We start from the raw sequence: 15,192 nt of genomic DNA, 5'->3' as shown, positions 1-15,192 counted from the left end.
GGAGGATTCATTTGGATATTAAAAAAACCTGAAGGCCAAGGCCTTCAGGTTTTTTGGGTTCCGAGTTAATCTTAACGGTTGTAGAATTCGACGATTTGTTTCTCATCGATATCTTGGGAAAGTTCGGAACGTTCTGGAAGACGGATGTATTTCCCTTCCATTGCTGCTTCATCAAACTCGAGGTAAGCTGGAAGATGTACGCGGTTAGCCAAAGCTTCCTTGATGGAAGAGAGGCTGCGGCTTCTTTCACGAAGACCGACTACATCGCCAGTGCTTACAGCGTAAGAAGCGATATCGACTTTCTTGCCGTTCACAGTCACGTGACCGTGAGCTACCAATTGACGAGCACCCGCACGGGAGTTGCTGAAGCCAAGACGGTAAACCAGGTTGTCCAGACGGCTCTCAAGCAGGAACATAAAGTTCTCACCAGCGATACCTTTCATGCCAGTTGCTTTGTTAAACAGGGTTTTAAATTGCTTCTCGCCCAAGCCGTACATGTGACGCAGCTTTTGCTTTTCTTGAAGCTGCATACCGTAGTTGCTGATTTTTCTCCGTTGGTTAGGACCATGCTGACCTGGAGGGAAAGGGCGTTTAGCCAATTCTTTACCTGTACCGCTCAGGGAAATTCCCAGACGACGGCTTAATTTAAATTTAGGACCGGTGTAACGTGCCATGTTATATAGACTCCTTTTTAATTAAAGTTTCATTAGGGCTCTATTTGCGCCGTATTTGTTTGCTCTAACCGTAATCTCCGGAAGATCTGCCAGGAAAGTTCAGCCGCTGTCCTGCCAGTAACAAATAACGTGAGGGTGACACAACCCGCCCAAATTCATGGAATGCATTGCATTCTTACTCAACAATAAATATTATATGAAGTAATGATATAAAGTCAAGTTCAACCTGCAACTTACTATAACTTGGTTTTTGTCTAATTTTGTCGATAGGACCATGGACCTAAAAATATTGTGAAAAACGCATAAATTTTAATGCAAAAATGGGTAGAAAAGAGTAAGATGATATTGGATTAAGTAGTCTCATTTATCTAGTTACATATCGTAACATCTTTTGGTGTTTATCATGAACTCCCAATATGTTGAACAGCTGGGTTACCGCTATTAAATGCGGCAGCCAAATGGATCCTTACATTATGAATCGGAACGCCAGTCTTGGATAGGCCTTTTATAATGGTGCAAAGGAGCGCCCAATATGTCAGAAGATCAACGGAAAGTGTATGAAAGCTCTCCCAGTTCTGCAGTTATGTTTAATGATGCTGGGCCAATTCCTGGAAACGAGCCTCGTTTTTGGCTTCAGAGCTTGGATATTACACCTCATGATTTCCCTTATATTCAGCCTCTCCTATCAGACAGCTATCTGGAGTGGCTAAGAGAAAGCGCAGGCACACAGGCGATGAAGAAATTCAGCTGGGCCCTTCTTTCTCATGAGGGAGCTTGGCTGACAGGGGCGTCCGAAATAACGCAATACCTTAGCGCAAATGAAGATGAGACGTTATCGCTTGCTTTAAACTCCAAAGAAGCCGCCCAAGGGATGGGAAAGGGTTCTTTGGAGGGAAGCGTGGTGTGCGCTGTCCCGCTCTTCACTCGTATTCATGGGGATGTATTTGCGGTGATGGTCAGCGTTTCCTCGCATGCGATGGAACCGGAACAGTCGCTTATGCTGACAGAAACTTACGCGTTATTGTTTCGTTCCTGCTTCTATCGGAAGCTGGAATACGTATTTGCCGATGATCTGGAGAAAGTCCACAACCAAGCTGAGCGTGAGGTGCACAGGCGTTCCATCATGTTTCAGTATGTAAAGCGGATGCATGTGCAGATTAATGTGGACAATGTGCTGGTGGAGGCTATTGACAGTGTTCTGGCACTGTATCCCAAGGCCAAAGTTGAATTGTTTATGTCTCAGGACCATGAGAGCGGACATCCGCTAGTGCGTCCTCTGCTGCTTCATCATTGGCAGAGAGCGGTTTATGTCCGCACATTTATGGAGGGTACCCTCACGATTGATGAGCATGAGGAACCCGATTCGATCGTGGAAATCGGGATTCCCATGGGAGGCAAGCAGGGCGTTTATGGCGTGCTCCATGTCGAAGTGGACAAGTCTGAGCTGCCCGACATGGATCTGGAATTGCTCGGGATGATGGCCGATGCTGCGGGCACCGCGTTTGAGAATGCGAAATTGTACGAGCAGTCCAATCTGATGATTCATGAGCTCCGTATGATTAATGAACTGACACAGCGGTTGAACAAAAGCTTGCATTTGGCTGAGATATTTCAATTTGCCAACCATGAGCTGTTAAAGATTCTTGAGGCCGATTACTGCTGCATTTTGATTTATAACGAGGAGCTTGGCGGTCTTGAAGTGGTATCCTGCAACGCCGAATGGCTTGCCAAGGAGGTTTTTGAGAAGGATTATGGTTTGGGCGGCCTAGTCTACCATTCGAAGGAACCCCTCATCCTGTCGGACTATAACGAAGAACGTCCGGCGGAATCCCGGCTAATGGAGAGCACTCATTCCAGCTCGATGATTGCTACTCCGCTTACCGTAAACGGTGAGGTGCGGGGGGTTGTCCTTCTCACCCATGCGAAGCGGCATTATTTTTCGTATGACAGCTATCGGTTGCTTCAAGCCCTGACAAGCCATATTGGTCTGGCTATCGGCAATGCCTTTCTGCATGCGGAAGTAAGAAGAATGGCGAACCGGGATATGCTGACTGAACTGTATGCGAGACATTATCTTGATGAAATGATCCATGAATGTCAGACTCGCGATTTTTGCGGTTCTCTCATTGTTGTGGATATCGATGCATTCAAGCAGGTTAATGATACGTTCGGTCACCAGCGGGGGGACAAAATTCTGAAGCAGGTCAGCAGTATCGTGAAGACAACGATTCGCCACAGCGATATTCCGGCCCGCTGGGGAGGCGAGGAGCTTGCCGTGTATTTGCCGGGACTCGGCATTCAGCAGGCGATGCAGGTCGCCGAACGGATTCGCATAAGGGTATCGGAAGAGACCGACCCGCGCGTAACGGTGTCCTGCGGAATTTCCGAATGGAACTGGACCAATGACAAGATCAGCGTGGAGTCCCTCTTTTATCGAGCGGATATGGCCCTTTACGAAGCGAAGAATGGCGGCCGCAACCGGATTGTCGTAGAGAGGGCCGAGGCTGAAATCGGATTGGATTAAATACCCTGCAGCTATTTAGTGGCTGCAGGGTTTTTTCTGTCATCTGCATAATGTCATGGACCGCGGATAGCCTAAGAGAAAGATCAACGAGAGGCTGATGATTATGAGAATAAGAAGATCACGGAGCGTCATCGGAATGGTTTTGTTTGTCTTTTGCTTAACCGGGTGTGCCTGGCAAGATCAATTGTCTGCCGAAGAGTCGTTTAACCGCGCCCTGTCAGGGCTGTCTGGCGTTGATAATTTCTCTTTTCGGGGAGAAGCGGCGATTCGGAGCGGAGAAAACGGACCGTTTCAGCAAAGTTTGGCATTTGAAGGCAATCTGGAGCATCATACGAATCTGACACTATCCTCAACGAACAAGGGCACAACCATACGCAATGATAAGGTATCTGCCGATTCGGTATATCAAGCGGATGGACTTACCGTGTCCCTGAAGCGCAAGGAAGGCAAATGGAGCACACTCTCATCAGGACATGTCGAGGAAATGTGGATAACCCGCTTGAATCCGCTGGAACTGCTGGAGTATATCGGAAATTCGGAGAAGACGGTGACCCAGGAACTGGGGGCGGCAAGAGGAACCAAGGTGCTGCGCATCGAGCTGTCACCTGAAGCGGCAGCCCATATGGTCTATGGATCGCTGGATGAGCAGATGAAGACGCTGGCGGAGCGGATCGAACGCAAAGGGGATCCGCTGTACAGTGAAGATCCGAAGGTACGCAAACGACTGAAGGCCGTGTGGGAGCGGGACTATAATGAAATGAAGAGCATGCTTAGCAAGGCGGACACGGTTTCGGTCTCTCATGTAACGATTAACAAAAAAAAACAGCTTCCTACCAAACTGACTATGGAACGAACGTTGTTTTTTGTTGACGAACAAGGCAGAACCCGCACGGAAACACTGCTGTCCGATGTTACATTTACTGGTTATTAAAGGGATCGCCATGAAAATTTTTTTAACGATGAACGCTGACTTAGGGCTGTTCGCATGCTACAATAATGAATAAATTTACCGCTGTTCAATTCATAACGTAGGGAACAGTCATCATAAGGAGGATATGACAATGCGTGATCCCAGAATTCAAAAATTGGCTCAAAATCTCGTGAACTATTCGGTAGATATGCAGCCGGGCGAAAATGTGCTCATCGAAATGATTGGATCAGAGCGCGATCTGATGAATGCCATCATTGAGGAGGTTTCGAATCAAGGTGGCCGCCCGTTCGTGCAATTGACAGATCGCACGGTTCAACGTGCCATGCTGAAGAACGCAAATAAGGAGCAGCTTGAGCTGTGGGCTGAGCTGGATCTTGAGCGCATGAAGAAAATGGATTGTTACATCGGTATCCGCGCAGGCGAGAACGTCAACGATATGGCTGACGTGCCCGAGGCAAACATGAAGCTGTATAATGCACTTTATTCGCACCCCGTACATAGCGAAGAGCGCGTCAAGCGTACGAAATGGGTGGTTCTCCGCTATCCGAACGCCAGCATGGCGCAGCTTGCCAACACCAGCACCGAGGCGTTTGAGGATTTCTATTTCGATGTGTGCAATCTAGATTACTCCAAAATGGACCGCGCCCAGGATCCTTTGGCCGAGCTGATGAGAAAGACCGACAAGGTTCGCATCGTGGGACCGGGAACGGATCTCAGCTTCTCGATCAAAAACATCGGTGCGGAGAAATGCTCCGGTCAGAAAAACATTCCGGATGGCGAGGTATACACAGCGCCTGTCCGTGATTCTGTTAACGGAACAATCTCTTACAATACACCGACTCTCTACAATGGCATAACCTTCGAGAATATTAAATTCCGCTTTGAAAACGGAAAAATTGTTGAAGCAACCGGCAGCGACACCAAACGTTTGAACGAGATTTTGGATGCGGATGAAGGTGCAAGATATATCGGCGAATTTGCCATCGGCTTCAACCCATACATTTTGACACCGATGAAAGATATTCTGTTTGATGAGAAAATCGCCGGAAGCCTGCATTTTACGCCAGGTCAAGCATATGATGTAACAGACAACGGCAATCGCTCCTCGATTCACTGGGATCTCGTTTTGATCCAGCGTCCGGAGTACGGCGGCGGGGAAATCTACTTTGATGATCGCTTGATTCGCAAGGATGGTATATTTGTTATTCCAGAACTGGCAGCGTTAAATCCGGAAAATCTTAAATAGATTGGAAAAAATGTTGCATAAGAAAACGGATTCAATGTATCATGAAGGTGCAGTGATGAGCTTTATTCAGATCCTAAAGTTACGGAGGGATTCGTATGTCCAATAACAATCAATCTATCGTAGAAATTTCGCAAACCGCTAGCCAGTTCTCGTCCTCCATCGTTTTGCAGGCCGAGAACAAGTACATTGATGTTAAGAGCATCTTGGGTCTGTTCACAACGCTTGTTAATAGCCAAAGCTATGAACTGCATGTTCATGGACCAGATGCTGATGCAGCTAAAAAAGCAATGATCGACGTATTCACCAAGCATGGTTTGAATGTATCCGTTGTGGCTGAATAACAGTCGCCAAAAACACCCTTCCATAGAATGGAAGGGTGTTTTTTCGTAGAGAAAGGGTCTATTTTGTTCAGGTCCTTGTATTGAGAAACGATTTCGACTAATATTAAAGATAGTAACTGTGCTGTGATTTTGGACATAGGGGGGAAGATCATGACTTCATCTGATTTACAGGAACAGCTGAATTTAAGAGCGATCAGTCTTCTTCATGAAGATGCAGATAAAATCCTAAAGCTTATTGAAGTACAGATGGAGAATCTGGCGACCCGTTATTGCCCTCTCTATGAGGAAGTGCTGGATACCCAAATGTACGGTTTTTCAAAAGAGGTTGATTTCGCGGTGCGGGCCGGGCTTCTTCCGGAAAGTACGGGAAAGCAGCTGATCAGCAAGCTTGAACGCAATCTAGCGGTCCTGTACGAAGCCATGAATCAATCCAAATAGCCTGTACTCGTACAGGCGCATACATAGAGAAACGCATGTCGCACTCAGGCGGCATGCGTTTTTTTCTTGTGGATCACATCGCACACTGTATGGGCTGACCTTTTCTTACATTTAGACGAGGAAGAACGAGACGCCCAGTATGACGTACACGGCGAGCAGCAGCAGGCCCTCATACCAGTTGGAGGCACCGTCTTGCGTAATGGATCTGGCGATGAATACGGCGACACCGATAGCAACCAGCTCCAGCGTGGTAAACACGAGATCCATCGTATCCCCAAGGAAGAAGCTGATGAACACGAGCACGGGAGCAACAAATAGGGCAATCTGCAGGCTGCTGCCGACGGCAATTTCAACGGCGGCACCGATTTTGTTCTTCATGGCGAGCATAATGGCTGCACTGTGCTCGGCTGCGTTACCGATAATTGCTACAAGGAATGCCCCGATAAACAGCTCGCTGAGGCCATACTCGTGGCTGATGGGCTCAAGGACCCCAACAAGCCATTCGCTGACAAACGCTACCATCACCGTAGCGACAACGAGGTACAGAATTGAGCGTTTCTTGGACCAGATGGGACCGTGCTCATGCGGCAGCGCTTCCTGATCGTTATCGTCGCTGACATCCGCCAAATAATTCTTGTGGGTGATCATCGAGAACCCCAGCCATGCGATGTAGGCTATGATAAGAATTCCCGCCACAATGAGGCTGAGCGTCTTGGTCTCACTCTCCGTAATGGAGTGGGTATTCAGAAAGACAGCAGGGATAAACAGGGCGATAATCGCCAGCGTCATCAGGGATCCGTTCAGCCCTGCCAGCGTCACGTTGTATTTTTGGATTTTAAATTTGAGGCCCCCTGCAAACAGGCTGAGTCCGAGGACGAGCAGCAGGTTGCCGATAATGGAGCCGGTGATGCTTGCTTTCACCATATCGTACAAGCCTTCCTTGATCAGCAGGATGGCAATAATCAGCTCCGCCGCGTTACCGAAGGTGGCGTTCAGAAATCCTCCGAGCCGTTGGCCGGCGTAATGCGCGACGCTTTCGGTTGCTTTGCCTAGGAAACCGGCGACAAAAATAACGGAGATGGAAGACAGAATGAATTGGAGCGTGAAGTTCCAATTTGCAAAATGCCCCAGCGCACTAAGCAAAAAAGTGAAGATGAGCAGCGCGGGGTGTAGCCATTTTTTCATAACCGACACCTACCTTATGGTTTATGTATTGATGAGTTCTTGCGAGCGGAAACGACGATTCTCGTATCGCTTTTTACAATATACCCAAATTTTTCGGAGAATTATCCTTCTTTTCAGAAAGGAGCATTTGCTTTTTAGGTCCGTTACCATTTACAATAACGGATAATGAGGTGAAGGAGGAAATGGCATGACGGAACAACTTCAACTGGATAACGGTTTGATTCGAATATCGGATGATGTCGTCTCGAAAATTGCCGGATTAGCTGCCTTGGAAACCCCAGGTATTGCAGCAATGTCCGGTGGATTGTCCGAGGGCTGGGCTAAGCGACTGAGCGGCAAAAATGTGCAAAAGGGTGTTACCGTAGAAGTAGGTCAGCTGGAAGCGGCGATTGACCTGCGGATTATCGTGCTCTATGAGACACCCATTCATGAAGTGTGCCGCATGCTTCAACAGAATGTCCGCGAAGCTGTCGAGAGCATGACAGGACTTCGTGTGGTTGAGGTCAATGTGAAGGTCGAAGGCGTAGCTTTTAAAGACGATGAAATCGACGATATTCAACTTCGAGCCAAATAAGACATACCATAAGGGGATCGTTCCCCGCTGATGATGAAAAAAACCGAGAAAAAAGACTACCCGATTGACCGGTAGTCTTTTTTAATTACGGATTTAACCTGCTCCTCTTTCATCGGACGGTTGCTGTCCCTGGATATGCTAAGCACGATTCCCATGCTCAGCATCATAACCAGCAGCGAGGATCCGCCATAACTGATGAACGGGAGGGTAACGCCCGTAATCGGAATGGTATTGGTAACCCCGCCGATATTGATGAAGGCCTGGATGGCAATTAGTCCCATGATGCCGACGCCGGTCAAGGTTCCGAACGGATCCGAGCAGCGAAGCGACACAATGATTCCTCGCAAGATAAAGTATAAGTAGAGCAGGAGGAATATCGCAGTTCCGATAAAACCGAATTCTTCGCCGATGACCGAAAAGATAAAGTCATTGTAAGGATTCGGCAGGTAATGCAGCTTCTGCACGCTCTCCCCGTAACCGGCTCCAGTGACACCGCCTTGGCCGATGGCGATCAGCGATTGCACCAAATTGTAGCCCGTGTCCGACTCATCGTGGAACGGGTCCATAAAAGCCTCGATCCGGCCCATCTTGTAGTTCTTGGAAGCCTGCTCCTGATCTCCGCTGGAGTTAAAGAGTGCACCGACGCCCAGTGTGAGCACCAGGCCAAGCGCGACAAGCGAGATACATCCTAGGATATGCTTGAGGCTGGCGCCGCCAGCATAGATCAGCAGCCCGCTCGTAGCCACGAGGATGAAGCAGGAGCCTAAATCCGGCTGAAGCATGATAAGTCCCGCTACGACCCCTACAATAATGAGTACGGGGAAGAAACCGCCCTTCCATTGACGGATTCGTTCCCCTTTTTTGGTAATCAGCGCTGCCAGATAGACAATGGTCGCAATTTTAGCCAGTTCGGTCGGCTGGATGCCGAATTTCCCCAGGTTAAACCAGCTGGTGGCTCCGTTGGTTGCGGAACCGATGATCACCACAAGAATCAGCAGCATCAAGGTTAGAAAAAACACCGGTATGAATAGCTGCTTGTATTTCTTATAGTTGATGTTCATGGCAACAAACATAACCAACGTGCCGAGGACGGCAAACGCGACTTGCCGCTTCGTAAAATGCAGCGGATCGTTATTGAATTTTTCATTGAAAACGGCCAAGCTGGAGCTGGAACTGAACACCATGATCAGTCCGAATCCCACTAACAGCAAGGTAAGGATCAGCAGTTGAAAATCAGGCGTCCCTCTCTTCGGCTGAGGTTTGGTCGTATTCATAATGTTCGACCTTACGCTTCCAGAAGAGCTTTGAGCTCTTGAAGCTTCTTGGTAGCCACATTCATAACAGGCTGTGGAGCCATGGATTCATACTCAAGTCCGTGCGGGAACGTGGCTTTACCCAGGTATACCGCTTCGATTTTGAGGATGGCGTCCGGTTTTTCGAGTTTGCCTTCAACAGCGCGGGTATTAATGCGCAGGAAGTATTCAGCCTGATTTTTTTTATCTTCGATTTTCAAGTCATATGTAGCGCGGTAGTATTCCCACTGCCAACGAATGAAGCCAACTTTCTCGGCACATTCATCAAGGTAAGCTAAATCGCTGTGCAATCCGTCCAAGCCTGTATTTTCGAAAATCATGTGGTCGTAACCCCCTTAATAGTCCTTGCAAAGTTCTTTAATATGATAGTATGTTTCAGGAACTTGTGCAAGCCTGTACCGCCCGTCACGCTTCAATTGAGACCTTTTATCCAGATGAGATTTTGATAACGACAGGCATTCTTCTTTTCTGCTAAAATAAAAGAAAGTGAAAACGCTGTGAAATGTACGCTTTCCATCCTGGTGGTTATATATTCATAGGACTTCACTTTAAGCGAAGGGTGGATATGGCCGATGAATCGCGTCGTTTACCGCACGGAGTATTATGTAGTGGAAGAGAACGGGCAGAAGGAAATTGTCGTGATCGACCAGATTCCGGAATCTGCAGCGGTTGTGGCCGTTCATCAAGGGTGTTTGCTCTTGGTATGCCAGCACCGGGAAGCCGTTCATGAGAACACCTGGGAGCTTCCTGGCGGAACGGTGAAACCGGGTGAGGAACGGAAGTTTGCCGTGAAGCGGGAGCTTGAGGAAGAGGCAGGCGTGCTGTGCAAGGACCTGTCCTACATGGGCAGTGCTTATCCGATGGCTTCTCTGGCCAACCGGAACGTTCATTTTTATTTCACCGACGATTTGAAGGTGTCCGGTAGCCAAGAGTCGAATCAAGATGAGGACGAAGATATTAGAGCTATGTGGGTTCCACTCAGGGATGTATATCGCAAGATCAAGGAAGGCCGCCGAATGGATGCCATGGTTGGGCACGGACTGCTGCTGAGCAAGCTTTACGGATTTCTTGCGATCGATTGAGCCGCATATAGCGGGGGAGGATGATGGAACTTGACGAAGGAAGCATTTTGGGAACAATGGTATCCACGGATGGTGGAGTGGCGTCGTCATTTACATATGCACCCGGAACTTTCGTTCCAGGAGAAGGAAACTTCGACATTTATAGCAACCCGGCTGCAGGAGCTTGGTTTGGAGGTCAAGACAGGTGTGGGCGGGCATGGCGTTATAGGCATTCTAAAAGGGGATAAACCTGGCAAGACCGTTGTGCTGCGTTCCGACATGGATGCGCTGCCGATTGAAGACGGCAAAAGCTGCGAGTACAAATCCCGGGTGCAAGGCGTGATGCACGCTTGCGGGCATGATGGACATACCTCCATGCTGCTGGGTGCCGCTGCTTATTACAGCACGTATCCGGAAGAAGTCCGGGGCGAGCTTCGTTTTATGTTCCAGCCGGCGGAGGAAGTCTGTCCCGGCGGTGCGGTAGAGATGATCAAGCATGGAGCGCTTGACGGAGCCGACGTCGTCTATGGTCTCCACTTATGGACGCCGTTTCCAGTAGGGACCGCAGCGAGCGCTCCGGGTCCGCTGATGGCTGCGGCAGATGAGTTTTTCATTGATATTACAGGGCGCGGGGGACATGGCGGTATGCCGCATGTGACAGCCGATGCCCTGGTAGCGGGGGCAGCGCTTGTAATGCAGCTCCAAACTATTGTAAGCCGCACGGTAGATCCACTGCAGCCTGCCGTGGTTACGGTAGGAACGATACAGGCCGGAACGGCGCAAAACGTAATTGCTTCCTCTTGCCGAATCACGGGAACGGTGCGCACCTTTGACGAACCTACCCGGACGTTGATTCGGGAGCGGATCGAGCATATGACCCGGACGGTTTCGGAAACCTATGGCACGAAGGCAGCGGTCCGATATCTCGTCGGTTATCCACCCTTGGTGAATGATGAGACCGAAACCGCGCGGTTCTTCCGCACGGCACCGAAAGTATTCAAAGCGGATCAGGTCAAGGTTTCGCCCAAACTGATGCCAGCAGAGGATTTTGCTTATTACTTGATGGAAATTCCAGGCTGCTTCATTTTTGTTGGAGCCGGTAACCCGGACAAGGGGGCAATCTATCCGCATCATCACCCGATGTTCGACTTTGATGAAGATGCCATGCGTTATGGGGCGAAACTGCTGGTCGAGATGGTGTCGAGTTATCAGAACGGGGACTAGACTTTAAGAAAATCGTAAACATTGCGCATGAACGCTCGTCATTTGGAAATCCTATTGATCATAGGGGAAGTTCAAATCCATGGATATGGATGTGGGCTTCTTTTTTTTGAGAGAACCAAATGTTACAAGGAGGGATTAAGATGCATAACAAGCCATGCATCGTCCAGCGGGATCGGACCATATTGCTTGAGACCGCTCATGTGGAGGCTGAGGCCGCACGCGAACAACTGGCCCAGTATGCGGAATTGATCAAAAGTCCTACGTCTTTTCATACATATCGTCTGTCCCCGTTATCCTTATGGAACGCCGCTGCCGGAGGAATGACGGCTGAGGCGATTTGTTCGAGCCTTCAGTCGCTGTCACGTTGGGATGTGCCGGCAGCCCTGCTGGAAGAGGTTATCCAGCTTGTTGGGCGTTACGGACAGCTGTCGCTGCTTCCGCATCCAACGCTTGATCGTTCATTGCTGCTGCACAGCAATAATGAAGCCCTGATGCAGGAGCTCAGGTCCAAGCGTTCCCTGATGGAAATCGGCGTTCGGTTGATTTCGGCAAACGAGGCAGAGGTGCCCTCCGACCGGCGTGGCCTGTTAAAGCAGGAGTTGACCCGGCTTGGCTATCCTGTGCTGGACCAGGCAGGGTATCTGGACGGGCAATATCTGAACATCCTTTGGCGTGGAGAAACACCGGGAGCGGAGAGAAGTGAGGATTCAAACGGCGGCTCAAACCATCAACGATTCAAACTTCGCGACTATCAGCAGAAGGCTGCCGAATCCTTTAGGGATATCGGCGGAGAAGGTGGGAACGGGGTGCTTGTCCTGCCCTGCGGTGCCGGGAAAACGGTGATTGGCATCGCTGCCATGCGCGATCTGCAGTGCGAGACCCTGATTCTCACCTCCAACACAACGTCTGTAAGGCAGTGGATCGACGAGCTGCTGCAGAAAACCTCGCTGTCATCGGAGGAGATCGGCGAATACTCCGGTCAGCGCAAAGAGGTGAGGCCGGTAACGGTCGCCACCTATCACATCTTGACCCACCGACAAGGCAAGGGGGATGAACAGCAGCATATGAAGCTGTTTAATGAGCGTCGCTGGGGCTTAATCATCTATGACGAGGTTCATCTTCTCCCCGCCCCGGTATTCCGTGCGACGGCCGATATTCAAGCGACCCGCAGGCTTGGACTGACCGCCACCCTGGTTCGCGAGGATGGAAGGGAGCATGACGTGTTCTCGCTGATCGGCCCCAAACGATATGAAATGCCTTGGAAAAGGCTGGAGGAGCAGGGCTGGATTGCTTCGGTGGACTGCACGGAGATTAAGGTGCCGCTGCCGGATGAGATAAGAGAAGCCTGCAAGACGGTAGGCAAAAGGGAGAAGTATCGGCTGGCTGCCGAGAATCCCTCCAAGCTCCGCGTGATTCGGCGGCTCGTGGATCTCCACGAGGATGCACAGACGCTGATCATTGGGCAATACCTGGATCAGCTTCATGCCATTGCCGAGGAGCTGCACGCCCCTCTCATTACAGGGCAGATGACGCAGGATCAGCGTAATGAATGGTATAAGGCTTTCCGGGAAGGAGCCGTCCGTGTACTTGTCGTTTCGAAAGTGGCTAACTTCGCGGTTGACCTGCCCGATGCTTCCGTTGCGATCGAGGTTTCGGGCAGTTACGGCTCACGGCAGGAGGAGGCGCAGCGCCTCGGACGCTTGCTGCGGCCGAAGCAAGGGGAGAATCGGGCTTATTTCTATGCATTGGTGACGGAGGACAGCCGGGAGGAGATGTTTGCGATTCGGCGCCAGCTGTTCCTGATTGAGCAGGGGTATGAATATCACGCGATTCAAGCGGAGCATCCGGCCTCCCTTGACCTCATAGCGATGCGGCATACGCATCGCTTGCAGATTCCTGACGGGAAGGAGGCTTCGTGGAGATGATGGAGCAGCAGGAGGTGACGAAAGCCATAACCTTAGAGCGGCTTCTTCCGAAGGAGCGATCAGTCCTGCATCATATCTGGACCCGCTTTGCCGGGCAGAGCTTTGATGACGACAAGCTTCGCTCGCTGCGCGTTCGGCGCCTGAGCGGCTTGGAAATACAGCTCGCCTTCTTATCCTTGAGGCAGCAGCGATGGGTTCAAGCGGTGAAACAGGGCTGGGGCGAGAGGCTGTATTTCATTCCTTTTGATAAGCTTCAAATTCTCCAGGAGGCCTTTGGCGATCTTGAGGCGGATTTCGTTCCCGCTGCTGCCGTGAAGCTCCAGCAAGAGGGAAGAAGCGGCATAGCAGTTGATATGTTCAATGTTCTCGTATATATGGCCAAGAATCGCTTGGTAGTGACCGCTAAAGGGGTCCTACATAAGAAGTTTATTCAGAAGCTGGGGAGCATCGTGGGATTAACGCACGCCGATGTCGAGGGACTCACTCTACAATATGATCATACTGATGTTTACCCGCCGCATGTTGCGATCGTATTGGATCTACTGTTTTCGTTTGAGCTGGTCGCCCTGGAGCAAAGGGAGCTTAAGCTGAACATGACCGCATTGCGTCATTGGCTCGCACGCTCACGCGAAGCGATGGACCGATGGGTTCTTTTGCGCATGATGGAACGCTATGTTCCAGGTTCGGCCGAGTATCAGCATTTCACATGGCAGATTTGCCACTCATCTCGGATCGGCGGGATGTGGTATTATGCCCAGCACCTGTTAGTAAAGGGCGAGGAACCACGGAACTGGGAGCCTCTTAGGGGAAGGAAGTTGTCCGCGAAGGATGCGGCTTCATGGCTCCGTTTATTGACCGGCTGCGGTTACACCGATCTCGGCATGGATCACGATGGTCAATTCCTGTTCCGGTGGCGAATGGATCCCTGCTCCTTGTTGAGTGGAAGCAGTAAGGATGAAACCGGATCTTCGCGGCTGTTTATTCAGCCGGATTTTGATATATTGATTCCACCTGACGTGCCTTATATGGTCAAGTTTACGGCTGCCCTATGCACGGAGCGCATCTCGGATGACGTAATGACGGTTTATCGTCTGACCAGAGATTCGGTAGCTCAGGCGACCACAGCAGGAATGGGGCCAGAAGCGATCACGGCTTTTTTCACGGAGCATGCAGCGGCAGGAATTCCAGAGAACGTATGCGTGGCCCTATGTCAGTGGGGCAAGGAGCTTGAGCGCGCGGGGAGGAATGAGTCTTTACGCTATGCCGGCGCAGCTCCGAAAGATGAAACGGAAATCGGGGCCTGTGATGAAGGGGATAACCGTTACGCTTTACCGCGTTATCCTGGCTGCCCTTCCAGCGGATTAATTCGCCCTGCGCGCAGTGAGCTTGTTCTTGAGCGGGACGACAGCCTTCCGGATATAGCTTCAATCGTTCCGGATTTGAACCGGATTCCCATTATGTGGACACGGGATTGGCGCTCTTATCACGGTTCAACGGCCAAGCAAATGATGGAGCAGGCGCTTGAATTGTCAGCCAAATTAGAGATTGCGGTTGATGGCAGCCGGATGGAGTTTATTCCATTTCAGCTCGAGCGGCAGCCATGGAAAATTTCGGGGGCTTTATACGATCCGGATTCCGAAATGACGGGCACTGTGGTGCAGTTAGGCGAAGGGGAATGGAAGGAAATGCGGCTTGTTATTCCGTAAAAGCGTTTGAATTCCCCCTTCTTAAGATACGAGCGTTATGCTATGATGAA

At 50.2% G+C, this 15,192-nt stretch carries 14 protein-coding genes; 10 read left to right on the top strand and 4 right to left on the bottom strand.

Going from position 1 to position 15,192, the window contains the following annotated elements; genetic code table 11:
- Nucleotides 1–71: 71 nt before the first annotated feature.
- Complete coding sequence (gene rpsD / locus ABEW73_RS12820) at nt 72–674, bottom strand: 30S ribosomal protein S4 (RefSeq protein WP_430170954.1); 603 nt, start codon at nt 672–674, stop codon at nt 72–74.
- Between the two features lie 532 nt (nt 675–1,206).
- On the opposite strand from rpsD, the gene ABEW73_RS12815 reads away from it, so the two are divergent.
- From ABEW73_RS12815 to ABEW73_RS12795, 5 genes are all read left to right on the top strand, one after another.
- Nucleotides 1,207–3,198, top strand: coding sequence for a sensor domain-containing diguanylate cyclase (locus tag ABEW73_RS12815; RefSeq protein WP_430170952.1), 1,992 nt, complete (start codon nt 1,207–1,209; stop codon nt 3,196–3,198).
- 103 nt (nt 3,199–3,301) lie between these two features.
- Entirely contained in the window at nt 3,302–4,129 is an 828-nt protein-coding gene (locus ABEW73_RS12810) for a hypothetical protein (RefSeq protein WP_430170950.1), read from the top strand.
- A 130-nt stretch (nt 4,130–4,259) separates the two neighbouring features.
- Nucleotides 4,260–5,375 (top strand): aminopeptidase, encoded by a 1,116-nt coding sequence (locus tag ABEW73_RS12805; protein ID WP_430170948.1) that lies wholly within the window; start codon nt 4,260–4,262, stop codon nt 5,373–5,375.
- 95 nt (nt 5,376–5,470) lie between these two features.
- Nucleotides 5,471–5,716, top strand: a complete 246-nt coding sequence (locus ABEW73_RS12800; protein ID WP_071223684.1) for an HPr family phosphocarrier protein — start codon at nt 5,471–5,473, stop codon at nt 5,714–5,716.
- Nucleotides 5,717–5,866: 150 nt separating this feature from the next.
- Nucleotides 5,867–6,154, top strand: coding sequence for a YlaN family protein (locus ABEW73_RS12795; RefSeq protein ID WP_430170946.1), 288 nt, complete (start codon nt 5,867–5,869; stop codon nt 6,152–6,154).
- Between the two features lie 111 nt (nt 6,155–6,265).
- Here ABEW73_RS12795 and cax read toward each other — a convergent pair whose 3' ends face one another.
- The gene (cax, locus tag ABEW73_RS12790) at nt 6,266–7,339 is read right to left on the bottom strand and encodes a calcium/proton exchanger (protein WP_430170944.1); all 1,074 of its coding nucleotides are present in this window, start codon (nt 7,337–7,339) and stop codon (nt 6,266–6,268) included.
- A gap of 187 nt (nt 7,340–7,526) precedes the next feature.
- Between cax and ABEW73_RS12785 the strand changes: the two genes are divergently transcribed.
- Nucleotides 7,527–7,913, top strand: a complete 387-nt coding sequence (locus tag ABEW73_RS12785; protein ID WP_009589611.1) for an Asp23/Gls24 family envelope stress response protein — start codon at nt 7,527–7,529, stop codon at nt 7,911–7,913.
- 56 nt (nt 7,914–7,969) lie between these two features.
- On the opposite strand, the gene ftsW is transcribed toward ABEW73_RS12785, so the two are convergent.
- Nucleotides 7,970–9,187 (bottom strand): putative lipid II flippase FtsW, encoded by a 1,218-nt coding sequence (gene ftsW / locus ABEW73_RS12780; protein ID WP_430170942.1) that lies wholly within the window; start codon nt 9,185–9,187, stop codon nt 7,970–7,972.
- Nucleotides 9,188–9,198: 11 nt separating this feature from the next.
- A complete protein-coding gene (locus ABEW73_RS12775; protein WP_100536087.1) occupies nt 9,199–9,546 on the bottom strand; it encodes a YugN family protein in 348 nt (115 codons plus the stop codon).
- Between the two features lie 252 nt (nt 9,547–9,798).
- Here ABEW73_RS12775 and ABEW73_RS12770 point away from each other — a divergent pair, with 252 nt between their 5' ends.
- The 4 genes from ABEW73_RS12770 to ABEW73_RS12755 all read left to right on the top strand — a co-directional run bounded on the left by ABEW73_RS12770 (nt 9,799) and on the right by ABEW73_RS12755 (nt 15,142).
- The gene (locus ABEW73_RS12770; RefSeq protein WP_430170940.1) at nt 9,799–10,308 is read left to right on the top strand and encodes an NUDIX hydrolase; all 510 of its coding nucleotides are present in this window, start codon (nt 9,799–9,801) and stop codon (nt 10,306–10,308) included.
- Nucleotides 10,309–10,338: 30 nt separating this feature from the next.
- Entirely contained in the window at nt 10,339–11,511 is a 1,173-nt protein-coding gene (locus ABEW73_RS12765; RefSeq protein ID WP_430170939.1) for a M20 family metallopeptidase, read from the top strand.
- A gap of 140 nt (nt 11,512–11,651) precedes the next feature.
- Nucleotides 11,652–13,436, top strand: a complete 1,785-nt coding sequence (locus ABEW73_RS12760; RefSeq protein WP_430170937.1) for a DNA repair helicase XPB — start codon at nt 11,652–11,654, stop codon at nt 13,434–13,436.
- Nucleotides 13,433–15,142, top strand: a complete 1,710-nt coding sequence (locus tag ABEW73_RS12755) for a helicase-associated domain-containing protein (protein WP_430170935.1) — start codon at nt 13,433–13,435, stop codon at nt 15,140–15,142. The genes ABEW73_RS12760 and ABEW73_RS12755 overlap by 4 nt, the downstream gene beginning before the upstream one ends.
- The last annotated feature ends 50 nt before the right edge of the window (nt 15,143–15,192 follow it).

Origin of the sequence: Paenibacillus lautus (genome assembly GCF_050482385.1) — a bacterium.
GTDB classification, from domain to species: domain Bacteria; phylum Bacillota; class Bacilli; order Paenibacillales; family Paenibacillaceae; genus Paenibacillus_AQ; species Paenibacillus_AQ lautus_B.
Note: the sequence above shows the minus strand (reverse complement) of the source record. Positions and strands in the feature narration are given on the sequence as shown.